Annotated in this window: 23 protein-coding genes; 10 read left to right on the top strand and 13 right to left on the bottom strand. The window is 68.9% G+C overall.

The annotated features are described in order from the left end of the window. Positions 1-172: 172 nt before the first annotated feature. The 5 genes from DXK32_RS27965 to DXK32_RS27945 all read right to left on the bottom strand — a co-directional run bounded on the left by DXK32_RS27965 (position 173) and on the right by DXK32_RS27945 (position 5,321). The gene (locus tag DXK32_RS27965; RefSeq protein WP_114861494.1) at positions 173-1,336 is read right to left on the bottom strand and encodes an acyl-CoA dehydrogenase family protein; all 1,164 of its coding nucleotides are present in this window, start codon (positions 1,334-1,336) and stop codon (positions 173-175) included. A gap of 50 nt (positions 1,337-1,386) precedes the next feature. Further along, positions 1,387-2,250: an HpcH/HpaI aldolase/citrate lyase family protein gene (locus DXK32_RS27960; RefSeq protein WP_114861493.1), complete on the bottom strand. Its 864-nt coding sequence runs from the start codon at positions 2,248-2,250 to the stop codon at positions 1,387-1,389. A 37-nt stretch (positions 2,251-2,287) separates the two neighbouring features. Next, complete coding sequence (locus DXK32_RS27955) at positions 2,288-3,133, bottom strand: FAS1-like dehydratase domain-containing protein (protein WP_348981606.1); 846 nt, start codon at positions 3,131-3,133, stop codon at positions 2,288-2,290. 11 nt (positions 3,134-3,144) lie between these two features. Continuing rightward, positions 3,145-4,272, bottom strand: a complete 1,128-nt coding sequence (locus DXK32_RS27950; protein WP_114861492.1) for a CaiB/BaiF CoA transferase family protein — start codon at positions 4,270-4,272, stop codon at positions 3,145-3,147. Between the two features lie 110 nt (positions 4,273-4,382). Next, positions 4,383-5,321 carry a LysR family transcriptional regulator gene (locus DXK32_RS27945; protein ID WP_114861491.1) on the bottom strand — a complete coding sequence of 313 codons (939 nt, stop codon included), beginning with the start codon at positions 5,319-5,321 and terminating at the stop codon, positions 4,383-4,385. A gap of 324 nt (positions 5,322-5,645) precedes the next feature. Here DXK32_RS27945 and paoA point away from each other — a divergent pair, with 324 nt between their 5' ends. From paoA to DXK32_RS27920, 5 genes are all read left to right on the top strand, one after another. Continuing rightward, positions 5,646-6,329, top strand: a complete 684-nt coding sequence (gene paoA / locus DXK32_RS27940; protein WP_114861490.1) for an aldehyde dehydrogenase iron-sulfur subunit PaoA — start codon at positions 5,646-5,648, stop codon at positions 6,327-6,329. Continuing rightward, positions 6,326-7,276 carry an FAD binding domain-containing protein gene (locus DXK32_RS27935; protein ID WP_114861489.1) on the top strand — a complete coding sequence of 317 codons (951 nt, stop codon included), beginning with the start codon at positions 6,326-6,328 and terminating at the stop codon, positions 7,274-7,276. The genes paoA and DXK32_RS27935 overlap by 4 nt, the downstream gene beginning before the upstream one ends. Before the next feature lie 6 nt (positions 7,277-7,282). Continuing rightward, on the top strand, positions 7,283-9,475 hold the full coding sequence (paoC, locus tag DXK32_RS27930) for an aldehyde oxidoreductase molybdenum-binding subunit PaoC (protein ID WP_114861488.1): 2,193 nt from the start codon (positions 7,283-7,285) through the stop codon (positions 9,473-9,475). 427 nt (positions 9,476-9,902) lie between these two features. Next, positions 9,903-10,700 carry an HNH endonuclease family protein gene (locus tag DXK32_RS27925; protein WP_114861487.1) on the top strand — a complete coding sequence of 266 codons (798 nt, stop codon included), beginning with the start codon at positions 9,903-9,905 and terminating at the stop codon, positions 10,698-10,700. Between the two features lie 145 nt (positions 10,701-10,845). Next, complete coding sequence (locus DXK32_RS27920; RefSeq protein ID WP_247877377.1) at positions 10,846-12,543, top strand: GGDEF domain-containing protein; 1,698 nt, start codon at positions 10,846-10,848, stop codon at positions 12,541-12,543. Between the two features lie 22 nt (positions 12,544-12,565). Here DXK32_RS27920 and DXK32_RS27915 read toward each other — a convergent pair whose 3' ends face one another. Together DXK32_RS27915 and DXK32_RS27910 are read right to left on the bottom strand one after the other, a co-directional pair. After that, positions 12,566-14,056, bottom strand: a complete 1,491-nt coding sequence (locus DXK32_RS27915) for a hypothetical protein (protein ID WP_114861486.1) — start codon at positions 14,054-14,056, stop codon at positions 12,566-12,568. A gap of 76 nt (positions 14,057-14,132) precedes the next feature. Next, positions 14,133-15,185: a DUF1566 domain-containing protein gene (locus DXK32_RS27910; protein ID WP_162801381.1), complete on the bottom strand. Its 1,053-nt coding sequence runs from the start codon at positions 15,183-15,185 to the stop codon at positions 14,133-14,135. A gap of 414 nt (positions 15,186-15,599) precedes the next feature. Here DXK32_RS27910 and DXK32_RS27905 point away from each other — a divergent pair, with 414 nt between their 5' ends. Continuing rightward, the gene (locus DXK32_RS27905) at positions 15,600-15,860 is read left to right on the top strand and encodes a hypothetical protein (protein ID WP_114861484.1); all 261 of its coding nucleotides are present in this window, start codon (positions 15,600-15,602) and stop codon (positions 15,858-15,860) included. Between the two features lie 16 nt (positions 15,861-15,876). On the opposite strand, the gene DXK32_RS27900 is transcribed toward DXK32_RS27905, so the two are convergent. From DXK32_RS27900 to DXK32_RS27890, 3 genes are all read right to left on the bottom strand, one after another. Further along, a complete protein-coding gene (locus tag DXK32_RS27900; RefSeq protein WP_114861483.1) occupies positions 15,877-16,092 on the bottom strand; it encodes a SlyX family protein in 216 nt (71 codons plus the stop codon). A 90-nt stretch (positions 16,093-16,182) separates the two neighbouring features. Then, positions 16,183-16,434 carry a hypothetical protein gene (locus DXK32_RS27895; RefSeq protein WP_114861482.1) on the bottom strand — a complete coding sequence of 84 codons (252 nt, stop codon included), beginning with the start codon at positions 16,432-16,434 and terminating at the stop codon, positions 16,183-16,185. Continuing rightward, positions 16,434-16,862, bottom strand: a complete 429-nt coding sequence (locus DXK32_RS27890; RefSeq protein WP_035677391.1) for a Fur family transcriptional regulator — start codon at positions 16,860-16,862, stop codon at positions 16,434-16,436. Before DXK32_RS27890 ends, DXK32_RS27895 begins: the two co-directional genes overlap by 1 nt. 444 nt (positions 16,863-17,306) lie before the next feature. Between DXK32_RS27890 and DXK32_RS27885 the strand changes: the two genes are divergently transcribed. Genes DXK32_RS27885 through DXK32_RS27875 form a run of 3 tightly spaced genes read left to right on the top strand, consistent with a single transcriptional unit; the run spans position 17,307 to position 20,579 of the window. Next, a complete protein-coding gene (locus DXK32_RS27885; protein WP_114861481.1) occupies positions 17,307-18,494 on the top strand; it encodes a GNAT family N-acetyltransferase in 1,188 nt (395 codons plus the stop codon). A gap of 47 nt (positions 18,495-18,541) precedes the next feature. Beyond that, on the top strand, positions 18,542-19,744 hold the full coding sequence (locus DXK32_RS27880) for an ATP-grasp domain-containing protein (RefSeq protein ID WP_114861480.1): 1,203 nt from the start codon (positions 18,542-18,544) through the stop codon (positions 19,742-19,744). A 13-nt stretch (positions 19,745-19,757) separates the two neighbouring features. Next, complete coding sequence (locus DXK32_RS27875) at positions 19,758-20,579, top strand: metallophosphoesterase family protein (RefSeq protein WP_114861479.1); 822 nt, start codon at positions 19,758-19,760, stop codon at positions 20,577-20,579. A gap of 9 nt (positions 20,580-20,588) precedes the next feature. On the opposite strand, the gene DXK32_RS32410 is transcribed toward DXK32_RS27875, so the two are convergent. After that, the gene (locus DXK32_RS32410) at positions 20,589-20,873 is read right to left on the bottom strand and encodes a hypothetical protein (protein WP_162801380.1); all 285 of its coding nucleotides are present in this window, start codon (positions 20,871-20,873) and stop codon (positions 20,589-20,591) included. Between the two features lie 42 nt (positions 20,874-20,915). On the opposite strand from DXK32_RS32410, the gene DXK32_RS27870 reads away from it, so the two are divergent. Continuing rightward, positions 20,916-22,619: a methyl-accepting chemotaxis protein gene (locus tag DXK32_RS27870; protein ID WP_114861478.1), complete on the top strand. Its 1,704-nt coding sequence runs from the start codon at positions 20,916-20,918 to the stop codon at positions 22,617-22,619. 143 nt (positions 22,620-22,762) lie between these two features. Here DXK32_RS27870 and DXK32_RS27865 read toward each other — a convergent pair whose 3' ends face one another. After that, positions 22,763-22,939: a YqaE/Pmp3 family membrane protein gene (locus DXK32_RS27865; RefSeq protein ID WP_014197684.1), complete on the bottom strand. Its 177-nt coding sequence runs from the start codon at positions 22,937-22,939 to the stop codon at positions 22,763-22,765. 52 nt (positions 22,940-22,991) lie between these two features. Next, positions 22,992-24,940 (bottom strand): right-handed parallel beta-helix repeat-containing protein (locus DXK32_RS27860; protein WP_162801379.1); only part of this gene is annotated, 1,949 nt, incomplete at its 5' end.

Here is a 24,940-nt window from a genome sequence, read left to right as displayed (position 1 = left end):
TCGGCTGACAAGGCGGGGCCGGACAGAGCCCCAGAGAAAAAGGGCAGGTGACGGGACCTTCGGGCTCCGTCACCCGCCCTTTTCGTTTCAGGCGGCTTCTTTTCAGGCGGATCGGCTTACATTCGGAGACGGTTTTTTTCAGGCCGCCTCCGGCGCCGATGCAACCGGGCGATTAGTAGGACTTCGGCAGGTCCAGGACATGCTCGGCGACGTAGGCCAGGATCAGATTGGTGGAGACGGGGGCCACCTGATACAGCCGGGTCTCGCGGAACTTGCGCTCCACGTCGTACTCGCTGGCGAAGCCGAAGCCGCCATGGAACTGCAGGCAGGCGTTCGCCGCCTCCCACGAGGCCTTGGCGGCGAGGTACTTCGCCATGTTGGCCTGGGCGCCGCAGGGCTCCCCGGCGTCGTAGAGGCGGCAGGCCTCGAAGCGCATCAGGTTGGCGGCCTCCACCTCGATGAAGCTCTCGGCGATGGGGAACTGCACGCCCTGGTTCTGGGCGATCGGGCGGCCGAACACCTGACGGTCGCGGGTGTAGTCGCAGACCTTGTCGACGAACCAATAGCCATCGCCGATGCATTCCGCCGCGATCAGCACCCGCTCGGCGTTGAGGCCGGTCAGGATGTACTTGAAGCCCTGCCCTTCCTCGCCGATCAGGTTCTCCGCGGGGATTTCCAGATTGTCGAAGAACAGCTCGTTGGTCTCGTGGTTGACCATGTTGCGGATGGGCTGCACGGTCATGCCGTTGGCCATCGCCTCCTTGATGTCGACGATGAAGATCGACATGCCTTCCGACTTTTTGCGCACCTGGTCGAGCGGCGTGGTGCGGGCCAGCAGGATCATCAGGTCGGAATGCTGGACGCGGGAGATCCACACCTTCTGCCCGTTGATGACGTAGCGGTCGCCCTTCCTCTCCGCCCGGGTCTTGATGCGGGTGGTGTCGGTGCCGGTGGTCGGCTCGGTGACGCCCATCGACTGGAGGCGCAGCTCGCCCGCCGCGATCTTCGGCAGGTAGCGGCGGCGCTGCTCCTCCGAGCCGTGCCGGACCAGCGTGTTCATGTTGTACATCTGGCCGTGGCAGGCGCCGGAGTTGCCGCCCGAGCGGTTGATCTCCTCCATGATGACAGAGGCTTCGGTCAGGCCGAGGCCCGAGCCGCCGTATTCCTCCGGGATCAGGGCGGCCATCCAGCCGGCCTTGGTCAGCGCGTCCACGAATTCCTCGGGATAGCCGCGCTCCTCGTCGATGCGGCGATGGTACTCGCTGGGGAATTCGGCGCAGAGCGCGCGCACGGCGTCGCGGATCTCGTCGAAGCCCTGACCGATGCTGGTCTTCATGTCTCGTTACCCTGCTTTTTTGATTGTTGCCGTGTTTCAGGCTTTGGGTTTCAGGCCGTGGGGGTGCTGCGCGTCAGGATGGCCTTCGCCCGCTCGGCGACCGGGCGGTCGACCATGCGCCCGTCCACCTGCACGGCGCCGCGCCCCGTCGCCTGGGCCTCGTCCCACGCCGCGACCACCCGCCCGGCCCAGGCCACGTCGGCGGCGGAAGGGGAAAAGACGTCGCGGACGACGGGCAGCTGGGCCGGGTGGATGCACAGCGCGCCGGTGATCCCGACGGCCCGCGCCTGCGCCACCATGGCGCGGTAGGCGTCGAGGTCGCGGAACTCGGCCAGCGAACCGGGCAGGCCGATCGCCGCGAGGCCGCGGGCGGCGGCGGCCAGCGCGATCTGCCGGCACGGCAGGGCGAGCAGCGCCTCGGTCGGCTCCACCCCCAGCGTCAGGGCGAAATCCTCGCTGCCCAGCGCCAGGGCCGCCACGCGCGGAACGGCGGCGATGTCGGCCAGCCGCTCCAGTCCCAGCGGGCTTTCGATGAGGGCGACGAGGCCGATGGCGCCCGGCGTCAGGCCGCGCTCCGCCTCCCACTCCGCGATCATCGCGGAGAGGACGCGCAGCGCCCCGGCGTCTTCGGTCTTGGGCACCACCAGGGCGGCCACGCCGGGGCGCACCGCGGCCTCCAGATCGGCGACGGCGTCGCGCCAGCCGCTGTTGATCCGCACCAGCACCGGCACGCCGAGCCCGTGAAGCCGGTCGATCGGCGCGGGGAGACCGCAGCGGGCCTCCGGCTTGCCGGCGGGCAGGACCGCGTCCTCGAGGTCGAGGATGAGGGCGTCCGCCCCGCGCTGGTGGGCCTTCTCCAGCAGCTTGGCGTTGTCGGCGGGGACGAAGAGATAGGATCGGTACGGCAGGGACATCAGACGTTTCCTCCAGCCGTGTCGCAGGTTGCCGCCGTCATGACCGTTCGGCCTCCAGCTCGGCGGACATGGCGACGAAGCCCTCGTGGTCGGTCACCCACAGCGTGGCGCCGGTTTCGGTCGGCGCGCCGCACAGGGTCAGCGGATGGATGTCGAACAGCGGCCGCTTCGCCCGGAAGCGGAAGCCGGTCACCCGCGCCCCCGGATTCTCGCGCAGGAACAGGTCCATCAGCATGGTCGCGCTGAGCGGGCCGTGGAACACCAGCCCCGGATAGCCTTCGACGTCGCGGCAATAGTCGCGGTCGTAATGGATGCGGTGGCCGTTGAAGGTCAGGGCCGAATAGCGGAACAGCAGCACCGGGTCGGGCTGGATGCGCCGCTGCCACACCGCCTCGCCCGCCGGGCGCTCGCCGGGGACGGGGGCGTCGCCGGGCTTGGCGGCCTCGCGGTAGACGATGTCGTGGAATTCGGTGATGGCGACGCCGGCGGCGGTGCTGATCTCGTGCCGGACCTTCACGAAGACCATCCGACCCGACCGGCCCTCCTTCGGGGTGACCTCCTCGATGGTCGAGCGGCGGGTGATCGCCTCGCCGCTGCGGATCGGCCGGTGGAAGGTCAGAGTGTCGCCGGCCCACATGCGGCGGGGCAGCTCCACCGGCGGCAGGAAGCCGCCCTTGTGCGGGTGGCCGTCCTCGGCGATGTCGCGCTGCAAGGCCTTGGGCAGGAAATACAGCCAATGCCCGAGCGGCGGCACCTCGCCGGCCGGCCAGGGCGGGTTGTCATGGTCGAGCATCGCCGCCAGTCCGGTCAGCGCCGCCGGCGCCGCGACGTCCTCGGCGCTCTCCGACCGGCCGATCCAGTCGCGCAAATGGTCCATGGTCATGCTCCCCCTCTTTATTGTTCGAAGACTTCACGCCGGACGGCGTCGGTGTGCTGGCCCAGCGCCGGAACGGCGCCGGAGGCGTAGGGTCGGCCGCGCACCTGCACCGGCGGCGCCACCACCGCGACCGGTCCGCCCGGCGTCTCGGCGGTCACGCGGCGCAGCTGCGCGTGGGTGGACAGGTCGGCCACCTCGTTCAGCGAGCCGAAGGCTGTGCGCGCGCGGTTCAGGCGGCGCACCGCCTCGGCGTGGTCCATGGTTTGGAAGATGGCGGCGACGAGGCCGTCCAGCTCCGGCCGGTTGGCAACGCGGCGGTTGTTGGTCGCGAAGCGCTCGTCGGTCGCCAGCTCCGGCCGCAGCAGAACGTCGGCGCAGAAGGCCGCCCATTCGCGCTCGTTCTGGATCGACAGCACCACCTGCCGGCCGTCGGCCAGGGTGAAGGCGGAATAGGGGGCGATGCTCGGGTGCATCAGCCCGACCCGTCCCGGCGCCTTGCCGCCATGGTCGTGGTGCATCAGCGGCACCATCATCCACTCCGCCAGCGAATCGAAGAGCGACACCGCCACCGCCGATCCCTCGCCGCTGCGCTCGCGCTCCAGCAGCGCCTGGAGGACGCCGGTGTAGGCGTTCATGCCGCAGGCGATGTCGGCCACCGACACGCCGACGCGGCCGGGCTGGTCCGGCGACCCGGTGATGGAGGCCAGCCCGGTCTCGCTCTGCACCAGCAGGTCGTAGGCCTTCATGTCGCGGTAGGGGCCGTCGTCGCCGTAGCCGGAGATGTCGCAGGTGATCAGCCGGGGATGGCGCCGCCGCAGGGCGTCCGAGCCGAAGCCCGCCCGCTCCGCCGCGCCCGGCGCCAGATTCTGCACGAAGACGTCGGCGCGGGCGATCAGCCGCTCCAGCAGTTCGGCGTCCTCGGGCTTTTTGATGTCGAGGACGACCGATTCCTTGCCGCGGTTGAGCCAGACGAAATAGGAACTCTGCCCGTGGACCACGGCGTCGTAGCCGCGGGCGAAGTCGCCCTCCGGCCGTTCGATCTTGATCACCCGCGCCCCGGCGTCGGCGAGGCGCGACGTGCAGAGCGGTGCCGCCACCGCCTGCTCCAGCGACACGACCAGAAGTCCCGACAGGGATGACGTCATTGTGGAATGCCTCCGCTGTGGGTCTGGGCCGATCGTCTGAGGCCGCGATGGTAAACAGCCGGACCGGCCCCGATCCAATACAGATGGGGCATGCATCGCATAACGAAGCGCTATGAAGAGGCGGGCGCCTCGTCCAGCAGCAGGGTGCCGGGCCAGTCGCCGCCGCCGACCAGATCGCGCACCACCCGCAGGAAGGTCTCGCGCACCGCCGCCGCGGCCTCGGTCACCGGGGCGCCGCGGGGCCGGCAGAGATGGACCGAGCGGCGCAGCGACGGCGAGACGATCAGCCGGGCCGAGACCTGTCCCGCCCGCCACTCCTCCATCACCGCCGAGATCGGCAGGACCGAATAGCCCACCCCCTTGGCGACCAGCGTCTTGATCTGGGGGAGTCCGTTGATCTCCACCGCCACGGTGACGATCGTGCAGGTCTCGCGCGCCACCCGTTCGATGCGGTCGCGCAGATTGTGCGGGCGGCTCGGCAGGATCAGGTCCTTGCCGGCCAGCTCGTCGAAGGCGATGGCGCCGTCCCCGCCGCCCGGCGGCCCGATCAGGTAGAGGTCCTCGCGCACCAGCGATTCGGCCAGCAGGGTGCGCGACCGCGTCACGTCGTAGATGCAGCCGAAGTCCAGCCGGTCGTCGTTCAGCCATTCCAGGATCGTCCCGCTGAAGGACTCGACGACCCGCAGCGACACCTGGGGCAGCTCGGCGCGGACCGCCTGCACCAGGGGCACCGCCGCCACCAGAGCCACCGAGGAGGTGAAGCCGACGGTCACCAGCCCGCTCGGCGTGCCCGAGCAGTTGCGCACCTGCTCGGTCGCCTGGGCGACGTGGCGCAGGATGATCTCCGCATGCTCGTACAGCCGGGTGCCGGCGGCGGTCGGCTTGACCCCGTGGACGCCGCGCGTCAGCAGCTTGACTCCGAGGCCCGCCTCCAGGTTGCGGATGTTGTGGCTGAGGGCCGGTTGGGCGACGTTCAGCTTCTGAGCCGCGGCCGTGAAGGAGCCTTCATCGACGATGCCGATGAAATACCGCAACTGACGCAGATCCAACGCTCACCTTCCTTTGCCCGGCCCTTTGCCTGCGGGGGCGACACTTCCCCGCCTCGGTCAATCATGTCGGGGCGTTGCGGGCGGATCAAGGCGGGAGGATGAGGAAGCGCCGGGCAAACCCCGTTCAACCATCCGCAGGGCCGACGCGTTCCATTGATCGGCTTCATAAGACTTATCAGAGACCGGCGGGTAATCGCCGCAGCGGCAAGGCCTAGCTTTTCCCCATCCGCACAAGCGGATGAGCCGTCCGCACGTCTGCACCCCGCCCTGCCCCGATCCAGGGTGGGCCGGGATCACAGCCAGGAAGGGAAGAGGATTTCACCGATGCGATATTCCGGCGACCTCGACATGACGCGGCGCGGCCTCCTGCTTGGGACCGCCGCCACCGCCGCGCTGACGGCGGCGCCGTTCCGGGCGCCGGCGCGGGCGGCCACCGTTGGAGAGACCGCCATGCCACCCCCCGCGACCGGAACCGACGCGCCGTCCCTGTCGCCCGTCCTGTCCAAGGTCACCTTCACCGTGAACGGGCAGCGCCGCGACCTCGAACTCGACACGCGGACGACGCTGCTCGACGCGCTGCGCGAGCATCTGCACCTCACCGGCACCAAGAAGGGCTGCGACCACGGCCAGTGCGGCGCCTGCACGGTCATCGTGGACGGGCAGCGGATCAATTCCTGCCTGACGCTCGCCGTGATGCACGAGGGCGGCAGCGTCACCACCATCGAGGGGCTGGGCCTTCCCGGCAAGCTGCACCCCATGCAGGCCGCCTTCGTGGAGCATGACGGCTACCAGTGCGGCTACTGCACGCCGGGCCAGATCTGTTCGGCGGTGGCCATGCTGGACGAGATCAAGGCCGGCGTGCCCAGCCACGTCACCGCCGACCTCAACGCCGCGCCCCAAGCCACCGTGGACGAGTACCGCGAGCGGATGAGCGGCAACATCTGTCGCTGCGGCGCCTATTCCAACATCGTCGATGCGATCTCGAACGTCGCACGGAGGGAGGCATGAGACCCTTCACCTACGAGCGGGCGGACTCCCCCGCCGCCGCGGCCGCCGCGGTCGAGCGCCGCCCCGGCGCCAAGTTCATCGCGGGCGGCACCAACCTGCTCGACCTGATGAAGCTGGAGATCGAGACGCCGGCCCATCTGATCGACGTCAACGGGCTGAAGCTCGACACCGTGGAGGCGACGCCGGACGGCGGGCTGCGCATCGGCGCGCTGGTCCGCAACACGGCGCTCGCCGCCGACCAGCGGGTGCGGCGCGACTATGGCGTGCTGTCGCGCGCCTTGCTCGCCGGGGCGTCGGGCCAGCTCCGCAACAAGGCGACGACGGCGGGCAACCTGCTCCAGCGCACGCGCTGCCCCTACTTCTACGACACCAACCAGCCCTGCAACAAACGCCAGCCCGGCAGCGGCTGCGCCGCCATCGGCGGCTACAGCCGTCCGCTCGCCGTGGTCGGGTCGAGCGACGCCTGCATCGCCACCCACCCCAGCGACATGGCCGTCGCCATGCGGGCGCTGGACGCCACGGTGGAGACGGTGCGGGCCGACGGGACGACGCGGAAAATCCCCATCGCGGAGTTCCACCGGCTGCCCGGCGACACGCCGCACATCGAAACGGCGCTGGTGCCCGGCGAACTCATCACCGCGGTGACGCTGCCCAAGCCGGTCGGCGGCACCCACGTCTACCGCAAGGTGCGCGACCGCGCGTCCTACGCCTTCGCGCTCGTCTCCGTCGCGGCGGTGGTGCAGCGCGACGGCAGCGGCCGGGTGGCGGTCGGCGGCGTGGCGCACAAGCCGTGGCGCGTCGAGGCCGCCGAGGGCGAGATGCCGCGCGGCGCGAAGGCGGTGACTTCCGGGCTGCTGGCCGATGCGAAGCCGACGCACGACAACGCATTCAAGCTGACCCTGGTCGAGCGGACGCTCGCCTCGGTGCTGGCCGAAGCGAAAGGTTGAGACGTCATGAAGTTCGACACTCCCGCGACCACCAACCCGATCGACCAGCTCAAGGTGGTGGGCAAGCCGACCGACCGCATCGACGGGCCGCTGAAGACGACGGGAAAGGCCACCTACGCCTATGAATGGCACGACGTGGCGCCGAACGTCGCCTATGGCTGGGTCATCGGCTCGGGCATCGCCAAGGGGCGCATCGCGTCGATGGACCTGGAGGCGGCGCGCAAGGCCCCCGGCGTCGTCGCCATCGTCACGGCGGAGAACGCCGGCTCCCTCGACAAGGGCAAGCGCAACACCGCGACCCTGCTCGGCGGGCCGGAGATCGAGCATTACCAGCAGGCCGTCGCCCTGGTGGTGGCGGAGACCTTCGAGCAGGCGCGCACCGCCGCGGGGCTCGTCCGCATCGACTACACCCCCGCGGACGGCGCCTATGATCTGGCGGCGGCCAAGGACAAGGCGGAGAAGACCAAGGACGGCGATTCCGTCGTGGGTGATTTCGCGGGCGCCTTCGCGGCGGCTCCGGTGAAGCTCGACGAGACCTACACCACGCCGGACGAGAGCCACGCGATGATGGAGCCGCACGCGACCATCGCCGCCTGGGAGGGCGACCGGCTGACCGTCTGGACGTCCAACCAGATGATCGACTGGATGGTGACCGACCTGTCGGCGACGCTGAAGATGCCGAAGGACAAGGTGCGCGTCATCTCCCCCTTCATCGGCGGCGGCTTCGGCGGGAAGCTGTTCCTGCGCGCCGACGCGCTGCTGGCGGCGCTCGGCGCGCGGGAGGCCGGGAGGCCGGTCAAGGTCGGGCTGTCGCGGCCGCTGATGATGAACAACACCACGCACCGCCCCGCCACCATCCAGCGCGTCCGCATCGGCGCCACGCCGGACGGCACGATCACCGCCATCGCCCATGAGGGCTGGTCGGGCAACCTGCCCGGCGGTTCGGAGGAGACGGCGACCGACCAGACGCGGCTGCTTTACGCCGGGGCGAACCGCCTGATCGGCAACCGCATCGCCACGCTCGACCTGCCCGAGGGCAACGCCATGCGCGCGCCGGGAGAGGCGTCGGGCATGATGGCGCTGGAGGTCGCCATGGACGAGATGGCGGAGAAGCTGGGCATGGACCCGGTGGAGTTCCGCATCCGCAACGACACCCAGACCGACCCCGCCGATCCCAACCGGCCCTTCTCGCAGCGCCAGCTCGTGCAGTGCCTGCGCCTGGGGGCGGAGCGGTTCGGCTGGGCCAAGCGCAACCCGCAGCCGGGTCAGGTGCGCGACGGGCGCTGGCTGGTCGGGCTGGGGGTGGCGTCGGCCTTCCGCAACAACCTGCTGACCAAGTCGGCGGCGCGGGTGCGGCTGGACCAGCGCGGGATCGTCACGGTCGAGACCGACATGACCGACATCGGCACCGGCAGCTACACCATCATCGCCCAGACCGCGGCGGAGATGATGGGGGTCGGGCTGGACAAGGTGGCGGTGCGGCTGGGCGATTCGAGCTTCCCGGTGTCCGCAGGATCGGGCGGTCAGTGGGGCGCCAACAACGCCACCGCCGGGGTCTATGCCGCCTGCGTGAAGCTGCGCGAGGCGGTGGCCCAGAAGCTTGGCGTCAACTCCGCCGACGCGCGGTTCGAGGACGGACAGGTGATCGCCGGCAACCGCAAGGTGCCGCTGGCCGAGGCGGCGGGCGCCGACGGCCTGTCCGCCGAGGACGGCATCGAATACGGCGACCTCGACAAAAAGTACCAACAATCGACCTTTGGCGCCCATTACGTGGAGGCCGCGGTGGACGCGGCGACCGGCGAGATCCGCGTGCGGCGGATGCTGGCGGTCTGCGCGGCGGGCCGCATCCTGAACCCGAAGTCGGCGCGCAGCCAGGTGATCGGCGCCATGACCATGGGCGTCGGCGCCGCGCTGATGGAGGAGCTGGCGCTCGACAAGCGGACGGGCTTCTTCGTCAACCACGACCTCGCCGGCTACGAGGTGCCGGTCCACGCCGACATCCCCCACCAGGAGGTGATCTTCCTCGACGAGACCGACCCGATCTCCTCGCCGATGAAGGCCAAGGGGGTGGGCGAGCTGGGCCTGTGCGGCGTGGGCGCGGCGGTCGCCAACGCGGTCCACAACGCGACGGGCCTGCGGGTGCGCGAGTACCCGATCACCCTCGACAAGTTCCTGGATCGGCTTCCGGCCATGGGGTGAGCGGCGGCGGAGTCCGGGGTCCGTCCCGGACTCCGCCGCGTCTTTTTTACGCCGCGTCTTTTTCACAGGGACCGTGACCAGGGCAATCGCCTGACGGCGGCACGCGGGAGACGCCGGCAAAAATCGACACGGATTTCACGGATTGGGACCGGATTTCACGGAGTTATGCATCCCGTGCGCTTCCCATGCGCTTCGACGCCGGCCCGGCTTCGATGAATCCGTGAAATCCGTGCCCGAATCCGTGAAATCCGTGTCGATCTTGTCTTCCATCCAAGCGCCGCGCCTCGTCAAGCGATTGCCCTGGGACCGTGACGCCCAACGGACCCTGCCCCCCTCCAGCGTCGTTGCACCGCTTTGCCAAAGCGCCATAGAACACGCCTGCCATCATATCCACGTATGGCGCACATCCGGCTGAGGGACGCAAGGCATGGCACGACGGAGAGGCGGAGGAGCACCGCGGGGACCGCAGGGAGGCCGGAGGGGCCGCCCCCTGACGCTGGGCGGTCTGGTCGCCGTTCTGCTGGTGCTGGCCGCGGTCTATGCCGCCGAACGCTTCCACCTCGTCCCGCCCGGCACGCTGGATTCCATCCTCGGCGAGGAGAAGACCCAGCGCCCCCGCCCGATCCCGCGCCCCGTCCCGGACGCCAGCATCGATTACGCCGCCGTCGCCGCCCAGCTTGACCGCATCCAGGTGACGGAGGAACGCCGCCGCGGCTATGTGCGGGAGGAGTGGCCGCACTGGCTGACCATGAACTCCAAATGCCTCAACACGCGCGAGCAGGTGCTGATCCGTGACTCCGCGAAGCCGGCGACGCTGTCGGCCAACGGCTGTTCGGTGCTGTCCGGCGTGTGGAACGACCCCTACACCGGGGAAACCTTCACCGAACCGAAGCAGGTGGACATCGACCACCGCGTGCCGCTGGAGGAGGCCTACGCCAGCGGCGGCTACGACTGGCCGCGCGAGAAGCGCGCCGCCTACGCCAACGACCTGAGCGACCCGCTGACCCTCGTCACCGTCTCGGCGGCGGCCAACCGCGCCAAGGGATCGAAGGGGCCGGAAGACTGGCTGCCGCCGCGCGAGGCGTACATCTGCGCCTATGTGGCGGGCTGGATCGCCGTGAAGGCGCGGTGGGAGCTGACCATGGACGAACGGGAGCGCGTCACCGTCGGCAACATCCTGTCCGATTGCCGCCGCACCGCCGTGGGGGTCCGCCCCGCCCGCTGACCCGCCTCCCCGACACTTTCATGCGCCGGTATGCCTCGTCCGCCGCCAATGTCACTTTTGAAACCTGGCCGAAGTTGATAGAACCTTCGTATGCGGTCTTCCTGACGGAACGGCGGCGGGGTGTTGAAGGGAGCGGCCGGGCGTCATGGCGAGGGAACGCGGTCTGCGGACGACGGTGGCTCTGACCGGCGCCGTTCTTGTCCTTGGCGTCTCCGTCGTGCTGGCGGCACTGACCGGCCTGCGCTCCCGCGAGCGGATCGAGAGCGAGATCGGGCACTCGCTCGCCGAGGCCGCGCACAACATGGCCGACCGGCTGGACCGCTCCATGTGGTCGCGCGCCAGCGAGATCAGCATGCTGGCCAAGCTGGGCATCACGCCGGCCATGGGCGACCCGGTCCGGCTGCGCTGGCTGCTGGAGCAATTCCAGGGTTTCTTCCCGACCGTGTCCTGGATGGGCGTGACCGACACCACGGGCAAGGTGCTGGCCGCCACCGGCGGTCTGCTGGACGGCGTGGACATCTCCAAGCGCCCGGTCTTCCAGAACGGACAGAAAACGCAGTTCGTCGGCGACGTGCACGACGCGGTGATGCTGGCCTATCTGCTGCCGAACCCGACGGGCGAGGCCATGAAGTTCGTGGACATCTCCACCCCCGTGCACAACGACCGGGGCGAGGTCATCGGCGTGCTGGCCACCCATCTGAGCTGGGAATGGACGCGCGAGATCCGCCGCTCCCTGATGGACACCATGCGGGGCCGCGCGGAGCTGGAGCTGATCGTGGTCGCGGCCGACCGCACGGTGCTGCTCGGCCCCCGCGAGCTGCTTGGCACCCCCCTCGACATCACGGCGGTGCGGAGCGCGCAGAAGAACGAGAGCGGCTGGACCGTGGAACGCTGGCCGGACGGGCAGCGCTACCTGACCGGCTACGCCTACGGCAACGGCTATCTGAGTTATCCGGGCCTGGGCTGGAGCGTGGTCGCCCGCCAGCCGCTGGCCGTCGCCTACGCCCCGGCCACCGCGCAGATGATCGAGACGGTGCTGGCCGGCGGCGCCATGGTGCTGCTGTTCAGCGCGCTTGGCTGGATGGCCGCCGGGCGGGTCACGCGGCCGCTGCGCCGCATCGCCCGGGCGGCGGAACGCATCCGCAGCGGCGAGCGCGGGGCGGAAATGCCGGTGCTGGGCGGCAGCGCCGAGATCACTTCGCTGTCGGCCACCCTGCGCGATCTGGTGGACGGGCTGACCCACCGCGACGCCGCCCTGGTCCGGCTGGAGGACATCGCCTACCAGGACCGGCTGACCGGCCTGCCGAACCGCCGCTATTTCGAACAGTATGTGGAGGCGACCACCGCCGGCAACGGTTCCGCCGCCTTCCTCTACATCGACCTGGACGGCTTCAAGCCGGTGAACGACCGGCTGGGCCACGACGCCGGCGATCTCGTGCTGCGCCAGGTGGGGGAGCGGCTGGCCGCCTGCTTCCGCGGCGACGACGTGGTGGCCCGGCTGGGCGGCGACGAGTTCGCCGCCGTGCTGCCGCAGCGCGCCGGCGCCGAGCCGCCGGACCTGGACGGGCTGGCCCGCCGCATCATCGAAGCGGTGAACGAGCCCGTGAGCATCGGGGGCGAGGCGGTGCGGGTCGGCTGCTCCCTCGGCATCGCGCTGTGGCCCGAGGATTCGCCCGACGTGGCGGAAACCCTGCGCCGCGCCGATCAGGCGCTCTATCAGGCCAAGCGCGCGGGCCGCAACCGCGGCATCCGCTGGACGGCCGGCCTGCCGCCCGCCCCCGGCAAGGTTCCCGGCGGCGATCGGGACACGGCCGCGGAGGCGATGAGGAGCAGCGCACCCTGAAGGTTCGGCGCGGCGGTTGCCGCTACCCGCAAATCTCGTTGCCCAACGCCGTCAGCGACATGTTGCGGAAACGGTCGCCCATCTCCCCGAGGACGCTGTCGCGCCATCGGCCGTCGGCGTGCTGCCCGACGATTTTCGAGCTGCCGTTCTGACAGACGATCTGATGATACTGCACCCCCGCGACAAGATCGGCCTTGCGCACGGTCTTGACGCCGGTGGCCGGCCTGCTGTCCGGCTGACGGCTTGACGCCCTTTCCGGTTCCCTGCGCTGCGGGCTGGGTGAGGAGGACGACGAGGAGGAAATCGCGGCCCCCAGCACGAATTCCTCGCCGTCGGCGATCCGCGCCTTCCACCCACGCTCGGCCAGGTCCAGCTTGCCACGGCTGGCAAGGCGCCTCACCGTCGCGAGCGCCGGATCGGAAAGCGTGCATCGCAGCACACGATAATGCTGGAGCTTCCCCTCCACCTCGCGGCCGGAGGACAGGGTGGCCACGAAATGCTCGCCGAAGCCAAGGCGAACGGACTCGGACTCCGTGCCGGTCTCGACACAGGACCCGGACGCGTCCAAGGCGAGCGATTTCCCACGGGCGGACAGGATTGCCCGATAGGTCTGCCCGTCGGGTTTCTCCTCGACCGAGTAACTGAGCTTCGAGAAGTAGAACGCGTATTCCGGCGAGGCGAGAAAACCGCTCAGCGACGTGTTCCGTCCGAAATCGGGGATTTGTCCGACGAACGAATACAGGGTGGCCTTGTCGCAGTTCGAGCATTTCTCGACATGGCGCGCATAGGCGGCGGCACCATCCATGCTGCCGACGAATGTCCTGGCGTAGGCGGAATAGAGATCCGGCGCAAACCCGGCGGAATTCGGACCGACCAGATCCATCGCCTTGCGCAGATGCTGGGAATCGCCGGTTGCGGCGAAGGCGTAGAAATACCCCTTCGCTCCCCCCTCGGCGAGAAAGCGCTGCGCGGCCTGACCGCGGAACGATTTGTCCCAGATCGTCTTCGTCACGTTCTCGTCGGACAGCGCCCGGTACAGGATGTCGGTCGAAGCCAGGGTCAGGAGGGATTTCAGATCCTCCTCGTTCGCCCGGACGGCGAAGGATTTCAGGTAGTCCGACCCGTCGCGCGTCGCCTTGGCATCCCGACGGTACACCGCCTGAAGGTTGCTCGTGACGGAGGCCAGCAGATCCTGCTCGTAATGCAGGCCCGGCAGAGCGAGCAGCGTCTCCAACTGATGGCGCTGCCGGCTTTTTCCGGCGATCTCGCTGAGTTTCTCCACGATATGGCGGTTCGTGCGGCCCCGCTTGCCGACCAGCTCCATGCAGGCGTTGAAATCATCCCGCTGGAAGCATTTGGCATCCGGCTGCTGGGCCGCGTTCTCCTCGTAGAACTGGTCGAATTCATCATCGTCGAAGGTGTTGCCCGCGATGGCCGGAGCCGGCGGCAGGAGACCGGGCAGCGCCGACACGAGCAGAGGAAGGACCAGATTGCGCCGGATGCGGCCGATCATGTCACACCTTCATGTTCCAACGACTGGGCTTGTCCCAACCAGCAAGGCTCGGGCGAAGGAGGCAACCGATGGCCGATCACTTCGCCTTGCGGACGAGACGGACGAGGAAGGGGGATATCTTGGCCGTCCTCTCGTCGGCCAGCATGAAAGGAGCCGCGATGCTGCCGCCGCCGGTGGAGAAATCGACGACCCACACGCTTCCCGGCCCCCACAGGCCCCCCAACCCCTCCATCGTCTCCTTGCTCGTGGTCAGGTAGGAGGTGGAGCGGCCGTAGAACACGCTGTCAAAGGTCGGCTTGCCGAAGTCACCGGACATCCCCGCCGGCAGTGGGTAGTTGCACTGCTCGTCGTTCTTCAACGGGGTGGGCTTGCCGTTGGAGCAGATGACCAGAGACTTCAACTCGTCGATGGTGGGAAGCCGCCAGTCGGACTTTCCGGCGAAGCCACCCTTGCGGTTGAAGTCCTGCACGACCTTTTCCGCCACGGACAAGCCACCAACGATCACCGTCGGGTCGGTGTGGCATTGTTGCCGGCCCACCTTCTGCTGGCCCAGCGAGCACTGCATCCATTGCAGGCCGGTCCTCCGATCCGTGACCGTGCCGTTCTTGTTGTCCACGTAATTGGCGTCGAACACTCTGGCGTCGTCGCTGCTGCGCTGCACGGCGTAGTATCCGAACGTCCTGTCCGCGAAATTGCACTCCGTCATGTCCGTATCGGTGTTCCGGCAATCGGCGGAAACACCGAGATAGACGCCCTTGCGCCCCTCGTCGTCCGGAAACATGCGAAGGCACGGCATGAACTGGAAAGACTTCTTTTCCGAGCGGCCGACCGCCAGACAAAGCATGTCGTCGACCCGGCCACCCTTGTAATCGACTTTTGCCTTCTTGATTTCCCACAGACCGATGGACGACTTGCCCTCTTCGCGGTCTGTGTACCGAAATTTTCCGTTCGGGCTGAATTGAAACGTCTCGGCGGTCCGGACCAGGCTGTTTCCGATAATCAGAGTCCGCAACTCCGCAGCCGTCAGCGCGGTGTCGTTCGCGGCGAACGCGCTGTTCGTCTGCGTCACCAGGAAACCCGCCACAAGAATCGCGGCACAGAATTGAAGATACACACCGATGGCTTTCATCAATCGTCTTCCAACCAGTCGCATGATCCGGACCATGAGCCTGCGGGTGGGCCGACCCGGCCTCGCCCCGCGAGGCGGGACGGCAAACAATTTTGCCAAGCAAAATTGAAAACACAACGGGATACAGCGCAAATGGGGAAGTTTCCCATAAAACCTCCACTTTTCGGAGCCGCTGCGGCAACGTCCGTCGGAACGGGCTTCCGCCGTCCGAAACGTGTGGCGGCATGTCTTCCCGCCATTGATTTCACCGTGGTCCTAGGCCCCGCGGCCAAGCCTCCGCCAAGCGGGGAACCGCGTCCGGCGGGCGTCCGGCCAGCGGTGGGTAAAGCCGTTGCACGCTGGAGCCTTGGACCTTTTCTGCCGTTTCATGTCCATCGGAGCACGACTCGGACGGCCATGGCGGGAGATTGGAAGATGAGCCTCGACACCAAGGGACAGCGTGCCCGCATGCTGCGTCTGCTCGCCGTCGTCGAGCATTACGAGCGCAACAGCGCGGCGGGCGCGCAATTGATGCGGGGCACGCGCTACGAGCTGGCCGTCCAGGCCACCGACGTGAACGGCGACCGTTGTCTGTTCCCCGCCTGCGGCTGCGCCCAGGCCGACTGCTCGCGCCAGCCGCCGACCGGCCCGCAACTCGGCTGGTGCGGCCCGCGCGGCGGCTGGAAGATGCGATAGGCGTCCGAAAAGGACATCAATAGTGGGGCGGAGGCGGCTCGTCCTGGGGCGAGCGGGACACCCCGGACTCCAGCTCCGCGATGCGGTCGCGCAGGCGGCGCATCTGCGCGGTCATGAGGTCAAGGGTCCGCCCCTGCTCGAACAGGACGGCGGACATCTCCTCGGCCATGCGCTCGTGATGGGCGAGGCGGGATTCCAGCTCGGTCAGGCGGCGTTCGGCGTCGGCGTCCATGGATGTCCCTGCGGTGTCGCGGAAGGGACAGAGCTTTAGAACCGCTCCGCCGGCCAAGGCAAGTTCAATGCATCCCCGGTGCCGCCGCCATCAATGCAGCCGGTCCTCGGCGACCACCCAGCGTTCGACGATCTGGACCGCCTGCGGCACGTCCAGCTCCGGATGATGCCAGCGCAGCACCACCGTGGCGGCCTCCAGCGCGTGGCGGTCGGGGCGCCCGCAATCGACCAGCTCGCGGTAGGCGCGCTCCACCACCGGGCGGCAGCCGCAGACCGCCGCCTCGCAGGCGGCGAAACGCTCCGCCGGATCGCCCTCCGGCCTGGGTCTCCGATCCGCCACCATCAGGCCGTCTCCGGGCCTTTGCGCTGGATGCGCCGGCCGAAGATCTCCAGCCGCTGCCCGATCATGTCGAAGCCGAGATGGCGGGCGATGCGGGTGACGGCGGCCTCCAGCTCCGGGTCCTGGAACTCCACCACCTCGCCGGTCTCGATGTCGATGAGGTGATGGTGGTGATCGCCGCGCGCCTCCTCGTAGCGGGCCCGCCCGTCGCCGAAATCGTGGCGCTGGATGATCCCGATCTCCTCGAACAGCCGCATCGACCGGTAGACGGTCGCCAGGCTGATCCCGGCGTCGATCGCCGCCGCGCGGCGGTAGACCTCCTCCACATCGGGATGATCGGCGGCTTCCGACAGGACGCGGGCAATGATCCGGCGCTGGCCGGTCATCTTCAACCCCCGCTCGGCGCAGGCGCGTTCCAGACGCGACGGCAGGGCTTCTTCGGGCGTGGTCACGGGGCCGGTCCTTTCCGATGCCTAACCCATGGACTCAAGAGATGGAGAGGAAAGCCCGCAAGGACAACGGTCTTCCACGAGAGCGGCCATAAGACTTGCCTTTGGACCTTGACCAATGGCCAGCACCCCGGCCCAAGGCATCGGGCGGACCATCATCCGCAGGGCAGACGGACACATCCATTGCGCCGGCGCATCACCGCCCGATACCCCGGATGACCCGGACGGGTTCCCCCACCGGGACGGCGCACCCCACCTTCCGCCACCGCGTTTTTTGTCTTGCTCATCCGTACATGATGCAGATGCCGGAGCACAGAAAAGATCGGATGATATCAAAGATTTCGAAACATCGATCCAATCCCATTCTCTGCACGTAGACATCTGAAGCCGCCCCTTTCGTCAACATCCCCCGGGAAGACCGAGCCCATGGACATGAGGACTCTTGTCGAGGACGACGGCGACAGCATCGACATCAGCTTGCAGCCTCTGGAAAACCAGAAAGAATTCGAGACGATTTGGATTGATCTGGAGCGGCGCGCCGACGGGTCCTTCTTTCTGAGCTGGCAATGGATCGGCAACTGGCTGGCCTCCCTGCCGCGCGGCACACGGCCCCACGCGCTGGTGGCGCGGCGCGGCGGGCGGGTCGTCGGGCTGGCGCTCCTCTGCCCGCGCACCCAGTGGCGCTTCGGTCTTCTGCGCACCCGCTGCTGGCTGCTGCACGAGACGGGGGAACGGACCTTCGACCGGATTTTCGTGGAGTACAACGGCATCCTCGCCGACCGGCGCTGCGCGGACGCCGTGCTGGCCGCCTGCTTCGACTGGCTGGGGCGCCGCCTGACCAATTGGGACGAGCTGGTGCTGGGCGGGCTGGAGCCGGCGGCGGAAGCGGCGGTGCGGCTGGCGGCGGCCCGGCAGGGCCACACGCTGCAGGTCCGGGTGGCCGACAGCTGCCAGTGGGTCGACCTGGAGGGCGTGCGCCGGCAGGGAGCCGGCTATCTCGCCAACCTCGGCAAGAACACCCGCGCCGCGGTGCGCCGGGCCATGCGGCTCTACACGGAGCGCGGCCCGCTGACCTACCGCGTCGCCGCGACGGCGGACGAGGCGCTGGAGGATTTCCACGCCATGGAAGTCCTGCATCAGGCGAGCTGGAACGCCCGCGGCCAGTCCGGCGCCTTCTCCAACCCGGCCTTCCGCCCCTTTCACGAGCGGCTGATCGCCGAAGGCGTGCCGGCGGGAGCGGTGCGGCTGTGCCGGGTCAGCGCCGGAGACGCGGTCATCGGCTATCTCTACAACTTCGTCCATCGCGGGCGGGTGATGAACTATCAGGGCGGCTTCGCCTACGAGGCCGACAACCGGCTGAAGCCCGGTCTGGTCGCCCATGTCCTGGCCATCGAGGACACGCTGGCCCGCGGCGAGGACTGCTACGACTTCATGTCCACCCCGGCGGGGCACAAGCCGCTGCTGTCCAACACCGAGCAGCCGATGAACTGGATCGCGCTCGGCCCCGACCGGCTGAGCCGCCAGATCGACACCCGCCTGCGCCGCGTCAAGGCCGGGCTGACCGACCGGATGAGGCGGCTGATCCGCAGCCCGCTTCCCCTGATGAACCGCTGAAGACGCAACAGCAGGGCCGCCGACGGGGCGGTCGGAGGATGCCGAACATGAGAAACACCCCCGCCGCGAACTCCGTCGCCAACGCCGCCCTGGCCTGCGTGATGGGCGACATGGACATGGTGCGCCCGCTGGGGCTGGCCGGGCTGCGCTGCGCCGTGGTCACCCATCCCGGCGCCCCCGCCCTGCACTCCCGCTTCACCAGGGACGCCATCCTGTGGGACGACCCGGCGCGCAACCCGGACGGGCTGGTCGAGGTGATGATGGCCTTCGCCAAGGGCCAGCCGGAAAAGCCGGTCCTCTATTTCCAGGACGACACCCAGCTCCTGCTCGTCTCGCGCCACCGCGACCGTCTGGCCGAGGGCTTCCATTTCGCCATCGCCGACGCCGAGCTGGTCGAGGATTTGGTGGACAAGGGCCGCTTCCAGGCGCTGGCCGAGCGGCTGGACCTGCCCGTCCCGGCGACCCGCCGCCTGTATCCGACCCGCGAGGCCGCACCCGACGTGGTGGACCTGCGCTTCCCCCTGATCGTCAAGCCGCTGACCCGCCGCCGGGTGTGGGACGAGGCGGACGGCTTCGCCAAGGCCATCCAGGTCGATTCCGCGGACGAGCTGCGCGCCCTGTGGCCGCGGCTGGCGACGGTCGGGCTGGACCTGCTGGTCCAGGAGATGATCCCCGGCCCGGAGACCCGGATCGAGAGCTACCACGTCTATGTGGACGAGCGCGGAAGCGTGGCCGGGGAGTTCACCGGGGCCAAGATCCGCACCTACCCGCTCGCCTACGGGCACAGCACCGCGCTGACCATCACCGACGCGCCGGACGTGGCGGCGCTCGGCCGGTCGCTGACCGATCGGCTGGGCCTGCGCGGCGTCGCCAAGTTCGACTTCAAGCGCGCCCCCGACGGTTCGCTGCACCTGCTGGAGGTCAACCCGCGTTTCAACCTGTGGCACCATCTGGGGGCGGTGGCCGGGGTGAACCTGCCGGCGCTGGTCCACGCCGACCGTCTCGGCCTGCCGCGTCCGGCGGTGGGCAAGGCGCGGGCCGGGGCGCGCTGGTGCCACATCACCAAGGACCGGTTGGCCGCCAAGGACAGCGGCCTGTCGATGGCCGCGTGGCTGCCCTGGGTGCTGGGCTGCGAGGCCAAGGCCATCGCGCTCGACGACCCCATGCCCTTCCTGCACAACCAGCTCGCCCGTTTCCTGCCGTCGCGCGCGTCCCACGGCGCGCCCGGCGGCGCGATGAAGGCCCAGTGAGGGTGCCGCGGCGATGAGGATCGGCATCCTGTCGGACATCCACGCCAACCGTGAGGCGCTGGAGGCCACGCTGGCCGACATGAGCGGCGCCGGGGTGGAGCGCGTCGTCTGCCTGGGCGACGTGGTGGGCTACAACACCGACCCGTCGCCCTGCATCAGGCTGCTGCGCGAGGCCGGGGCGGTCTGCGTCGCCGGCAACCACGACCGCGCGGTGACCCGTCAGATCCCCACCGACGGCTTCAGCGTCCGTGCCATCCGGGCCATCGCCTGGACGCGCAAGCGCCTTCCGCCGGAGGATGTGGCGTGGCTGTCCGCCCTGCCGCTGAAGACCAATGTCGGCGAGCATCTCGTCGCCGTTCATGGGGCGCTTCATGTGGACCGGGGCTGCGAGCTGGTCCGGCTGAACAGCGAGGACCGGATGCGGCGCACGGCGCAGGCCCTGCTCGCCCATCCTTCCGGCGCCCGCGTCTGCGCCTATGGGCACACGCACCGGCTCGGCATCCACGAATACCGCAACGGCGAGCTGTGGGAACACGATCCCGACGGCGAGGTCGCCCTGCGCGGCGGCTCCTGCTTCCTGCTCAACCCCGGCACGGTGGGGGAGCCGCGCAGCGACGAGCGGCGGGCGACCTGGATGCTGTTCGACACCGGCCGGAAGACGGTGAGTGTCCGGTGGGTCGCCTACGACGAGCGGGCGGCGTTCGAGAAGACGCGCCGGGCGGGGATCGAGCCGCGGCGCCTGCTGTCCATCCCGGCGCCGTTGCGCGCCGCCCTCCAGGGGGGACTGCGGCGGATGGGGATTTACGAGATGGTGCGGCGGGTCATCAACTCGTGACCCGCACCCTCATTGGACCGTCGCCAGCATCAGCAGCGACGCGCCGAGCGGCAACAGGGCGAGCAGCAGCTTGAGCATGGAACCGGCCATCGAAGTCTCGTAAGGGGGGTTGTGAACGCGCGCGACTGTAGCCGGACGGCGGGCGAATTTCTGTGACAAATCCCACAACCCAGCCATCCCTTCCCGCGTCCTGAAAAATTTTCCTTTTGATCCAATCTCTCGGAAAATCCGTATCAACTCTTTGGTGCTATCGTCGGTTCCGCCGCGCGGCAGGCTTTCGGCGACCGGCGGCATCCAACGAGTCTTCGACGATACGGACCGGCGGGAGTGTGGACAATGAATTGGTTCCGAAACGCCAAGGTCGGCCTTCGGCTGATGCTGAGCTTTTCCAGCATCCTGGTGCTGATGGTCGCCCTGGCGGCCATTGCCATCTACAAGGTCAACAGCATCAACGACAGCCTTTCCACGATCAACGACGTCAACAACGTCAAGCAGCGCTACGCCATCAACTTCCGCGGCAGCGTGCATGACCGGGCGATCAGCCTGCGCGACGTCACGCTCCTGTCCGACGCCGCGGCGCTGAAGGCCGAACTCGCCACCATCGACCGGCTGGCCGCCGACTACGCGCGCTCGGCCGAGCAGATGGACCGCATGTTCGCCGCCGGCACCCACATCACCGCCCGGGAACGGGAGATCCTCGCCTCCATCAAGGAGATCGAGGCCAAGACCCTGCCGCTGGCCCGTGGCGTCATCGAGGCGCGCCAGGCCGGCGACTCCGCCCGCGCCATCAAGATGCTGGTCGAGCAGGCCCGCCCCGGCTTCACCGAGTGGCTGGCCCGCATCAACGCCTTCATCGACCTCCAGGAGGCCGAGAGCCAGGCGGTGGCCAAGCACGCCCGCACGGTGTCCGAGAGCTTCCAGGTGCTGATGATCTCGCTGTGCGCGGTGACCGTCCTGCTCGGCGCCGGGCTCGCCTGGTGGTCGATCCTGACGGTGCGGCCGCTGCGCCGGCTGACCGACACCACGCTGAAGCTGGCCGAGGGCGACCTGACCATCGCGGTGCCGCAGGCGACCAGCCGCGACGAGGTCGGCGAGATCATCCGCGCCGTGCAGGTCTTCAAGGACAACATGGTCCGTGCCCGCCGCATGGAATCGGAGAAGGAGGAGACGGAACGCCGCGCCGAGGCCGAAAAGCGCGAGGCGATGAACGGGCTGGCCGACCAGTTCGAGCGCAGCGTCGGCTCCATCGTCGAGCTGGTGTCCCACGCCGCCGCCGAGCTGGAGGGCGCCGCCCAGACGCTGAACGCCACCATGGAGCGCGCCAACGATCAGGCCGGCACCGTCGCCGCCGCGGCGACCCAGGCGACCGCCAACGTGGAATCGGTGGCCACCGCCTGCGGTGAACTCGCCGGGTCCGTCAGCAGCATCGGCCAGCAGGTCCGCCAGTCCGCCGACATCGCCAACCGCGCCGTCCGCAACGCCGAGGACACCCAGGCGACTGCCGAGGGCTTGGTCAGCACGTCGCAGAAGATTGGGGAGGTGGTGCAGCTCATCAACTCGATCGCCCAGCAGACCAACCTGCTGGCGCTGAACGCGACCATCGAAGCCGCCCGCGCCGGCGAGGCCGGCAAGGGCTTCGCGGTGGTGGCGAGCGAGGTGAAGAACCTCGCCAACCAGACTGCCAAGGCGACCGAGGACATCACCGCCCAGATCGCCGGGGTCCAGGACGTGACCCTGCGCACCGTTCAGTCGATCCGCGAGATCGCCCAGGTCATCGGGGAGAGCAGCCAGATCGCCGACGATATCGCGCAGGCGGTGGAGCAGCAGGGCATCGCCACGCAGGAGATCGCCCGCAACGTCCAGCAGGCCTCGGCGGGCACCGCGGAGGTGTCGGGCGCCATCGTGCAGGTCAGCGGCGCCGCCTCGCAGGGCGGGACCGCCGCGGGCCGCGTTCTGGGCAGCGCGCAGGAGCTGAGCCGCTCCGCCGCGCGTCTGCGGACGGAGGTCAGCGGCTTCCTCGCGAAGGTCCGCGCGGCGTAGGGAGACGCACTATTCCCTCTCCCCTCCGGGGAGAGGGTTAGGGTGAGGGGGTTGCGCTTTTGCCGGACGCTCCGCCACGCGCATCCCCCTCACCGGCCCTTCGGGCCACCCTCTCCCCAGAGGGGAGAGGGCTATATCGGGACTCACGCTGGATAGCGGTCCTTGTACTTCACGATGACGTACAGCGCGTGGATCATGCCCGGGATGTAGCCGAGCAGGGTCAGCAGCACGTTGATCCAGAACTGGGCGCCAAACCCCACCTGGAGGAAGACGCCGACGGGCGGCAGCAGAAGCGCCAGGATGATGCGTATGATGTCCATGCCGCGATAACGCTCCCGCCCCGCCCCCGGTTCCCTTCGCCTTTCGTGATCCTCAGCCCAGCAGGCCGATCTGGTCGAAGGGCAGGTGGTCGAACCCGTGCTGGTACACCGCCGAACCGGAGACCGGCGCGAAGTTGTCGTGCGCGGCGTCGGTGAACTGCGGGTCGAAGGTGAAGGACCCCTTGTCGTAGCCGGCGGCCTGCCACTGCGCCAGCGTGCCGGTGGCGCCGTTCGCCATCACCTGCGGCCAAGCCTGGAACAGCGCCTCGCTCGGATTGAGGTCGGCGTAGAAGTTGCCGGTGAAGGTCCCCGCCGTCTTCGGCCCGTCGAGTGCCACCGCCCGGCCGTCCCCGGCGTCGACGATGTTCTGGGTGATGGTGTTGTTCGCCATCGGCGTGCCCTTCCAGCCGCCCCAGCCGACGCTCTGCTGCAGGCCGATCTGGGTGCCCAGATTGTCGGCCAGGATGTTGTCGGTCACCGTGTTGTTCCAGCCGCCGTGCAGGAAGATGCCGCCGACGTTGTCGTGGACGACGTTGCCCTTCACCGTGGTGCCGCTGGTCCAGTCGTCCAGATAAATGCCCCAGCTCACCAGCTTCGTCGGGTCGAGGAAGGTCGGGGAGACCTTGCCGTCCCAGGTCACGTTGCCGAAGGCCGTGGTGCCCGACACCTCGTTGTAGGCGACGGTGTGGCCGGCCAGATCCTGCTGGCGGTTGATCAGGTAGATGCCGCCGCCGTCGCTGGTCTCCTGGTTGGCGCCGACGATCTTGTTGTAGGTGATCGTCGCCCGGTAGGTGGCGTCGCCCGAGGCCTGGACGGAGCCGACCGCGATGGCCTTGCCCGGCGTGTCCTCGATCTGGTTGTGGGTGATGGTGACGTCGTTGCTGCCGTTCACCCACAGCGCGTCGCCGCCGTGGTCGACGGCGCTGGCGTGCTGGATCAGGTTGTCCGACACCTTCGTGAAGTTGGACCCCGCCTTGACGTAGACGGCCTCGCGCCCGGTCTCGGCGAAATGGTTGCCGGAGACGGTGCTGTTGGCGCTGCCCTCCACCGTGATGCCGTAGCCGGTGTTGGTGACGGTGTTGTTCTTGAAGGTCAGGCCGGCGGCGTTGTTGGCGTAGACCGCGTGGCCGTCCGGCGCGCCGTCGGTCAGGGTCAGCCCCTCGATCGTCACGTTCTTCGCACCGCCCAGCCCGATCAGCACGGGAAGCTGCGCCGCGACGACCTTGTGCCCGGCCACCGCCCCGCCGTCCGGCTTGAACAGCACCTGGTTGGAGGCCTTGTCGAAGAACCACTCCCGCGGGGCGTCGAGCTGGTCCTTGCCGTTGAACAGGTAGAAGCGGCTGCCGGCGCCCAGCGCGTCGTAGGTGCTCTGGGCCAGCGTGATGGTGTTGCTGCCGTAGTCGATGCTCTTCACCGGCACGGTCATGTTGTCGTAGCCGTGCTGGCTGAACACGCTGACCATCAACCCGTCCGTGCTGGAATAGGTCGGGATCGCCCCCGCCTTGAAGCCGAACTGGGTGTAGGCGTTGGCCCCGGCCTTGGTGGCGATCAGCCAGCCGCCGTCGATGGGGTGGCTGGGGTCGGCGTTGGGCGTGCGGGCCACCGTCTGGCGGTCGCCGTCCATCGACAGGTCGAGCACCGCCTTGGACCCGCCGGGAAGCTGCGCGCTGTACAGGCCGTTGCCGCGCGACACCCAGTTGTCGACCAGCGAGCCGCCGTGGAAGACCGGCTTCTCGCTGCCGTAGGCGGCGAAGCGGACCCCGCTGTCTTGGCCGTCCAGCCAGAGCATGTCCTTCATGTAGTAGTCGCCGCCGCGGACGTAGGTCACGTCGATGGTCGGGTCGGCGCGCATGGCGTCGCGGGCGGCGGTCAGGGTCGCCTTCGGCCCGTCGGTGCCCGCCGCGTTGGGGGTGGCCAGCTTGCCCGACCATTTGTCGTTGCCGTTGGTCGCCACGAAGAAGGCCGGCCCGGTCGGGGCGGGGGACGGCGTGGGAGTCGGGG

The sequence above is a fragment of the Azospirillum brasilense genome (genome assembly GCF_003349955.1).
Lineage (GTDB): Bacteria > Pseudomonadota > Alphaproteobacteria > Azospirillales > Azospirillaceae > Azospirillum > Azospirillum brasilense_B.
The sequence above is the reverse complement of the archived record's forward strand: the minus strand, read 5'-3'. Positions and strand labels throughout refer to the sequence as shown.

Excerpts from the sequence above, each read along its gene's own strand:
- DXK32_RS27925 (WP_114861487.1), top strand. The coding sequence starts at position 9,903 with ATGGCACGACGGAGAGGCGGAGGAGCACCGCGGGGACCGCAGGGAGGC.
- DXK32_RS27895 (WP_114861482.1), bottom strand. The coding sequence starts at position 16,434 with ATGGTGGCGGATCGGAGACCCAGGCCGGAGGGCGATCCGGCGGAGCGT.
- DXK32_RS27965 (WP_114861494.1), bottom strand. The coding sequence starts at position 1,336 with ATGAAGACCAGCATCGGTCAGGGCTTCGACGAGATCCGCGACGCCGTG.
- DXK32_RS27880 (WP_114861480.1), top strand. The coding sequence starts at position 18,542 with ATGAGAAACACCCCCGCCGCGAACTCCGTCGCCAACGCCGCCCTGGCC.
- DXK32_RS27955 (WP_348981606.1), bottom strand. The coding sequence starts at position 3,133 with ATGACCATGGACCATTTGCGCGACTGGATCGGCCGGTCGGAGAGCGCC.
- DXK32_RS27900 (WP_114861483.1), bottom strand. The coding sequence starts at position 16,092 with ATGGACGCCGACGCCGAACGCCGCCTGACCGAGCTGGAATCCCGCCTC.
- DXK32_RS27915 (WP_114861486.1), bottom strand. The coding sequence starts at position 14,056 with ATGATCGGCCGCATCCGGCGCAATCTGGTCCTTCCTCTGCTCGTGTCG.
- DXK32_RS27885 (WP_114861481.1), top strand. The coding sequence starts at position 17,307 with ATGGACATGAGGACTCTTGTCGAGGACGACGGCGACAGCATCGACATC.
- DXK32_RS27870 (WP_114861478.1), top strand. The coding sequence starts at position 20,916 with ATGAATTGGTTCCGAAACGCCAAGGTCGGCCTTCGGCTGATGCTGAGC.
- DXK32_RS27865 (WP_014197684.1), bottom strand. The coding sequence starts at position 22,939 with ATGGACATCATACGCATCATCCTGGCGCTTCTGCTGCCGCCCGTCGGC.
- DXK32_RS27960 (WP_114861493.1), bottom strand. The coding sequence starts at position 2,250 with ATGTCCCTGCCGTACCGATCCTATCTCTTCGTCCCCGCCGACAACGCC.
- DXK32_RS27935 (WP_114861489.1), top strand. The coding sequence starts at position 6,326 with ATGAGACCCTTCACCTACGAGCGGGCGGACTCCCCCGCCGCCGCGGCC.
- paoC (WP_114861488.1), top strand. The coding sequence starts at position 7,283 with ATGAAGTTCGACACTCCCGCGACCACCAACCCGATCGACCAGCTCAAG.
- DXK32_RS27905 (WP_114861484.1), top strand. The coding sequence starts at position 15,600 with ATGAGCCTCGACACCAAGGGACAGCGTGCCCGCATGCTGCGTCTGCTC.
- DXK32_RS27910 (WP_162801381.1), bottom strand. The coding sequence starts at position 15,185 with ATGAAAGCCATCGGTGTGTATCTTCAATTCTGTGCCGCGATTCTTGTG.
- paoA (WP_114861490.1), top strand. The coding sequence starts at position 5,646 with ATGCGATATTCCGGCGACCTCGACATGACGCGGCGCGGCCTCCTGCTT.
- DXK32_RS27875 (WP_114861479.1), top strand. The coding sequence starts at position 19,758 with ATGAGGATCGGCATCCTGTCGGACATCCACGCCAACCGTGAGGCGCTG.
- DXK32_RS32410 (WP_162801380.1), bottom strand. The coding sequence starts at position 20,873 with ATGCCGCCGGTCGCCGAAAGCCTGCCGCGCGGCGGAACCGACGATAGC.
- DXK32_RS27920 (WP_247877377.1), top strand. The coding sequence starts at position 10,846 with ATGGCGAGGGAACGCGGTCTGCGGACGACGGTGGCTCTGACCGGCGCC.
- DXK32_RS27950 (WP_114861492.1), bottom strand. The coding sequence starts at position 4,272 with ATGACGTCATCCCTGTCGGGACTTCTGGTCGTGTCGCTGGAGCAGGCG.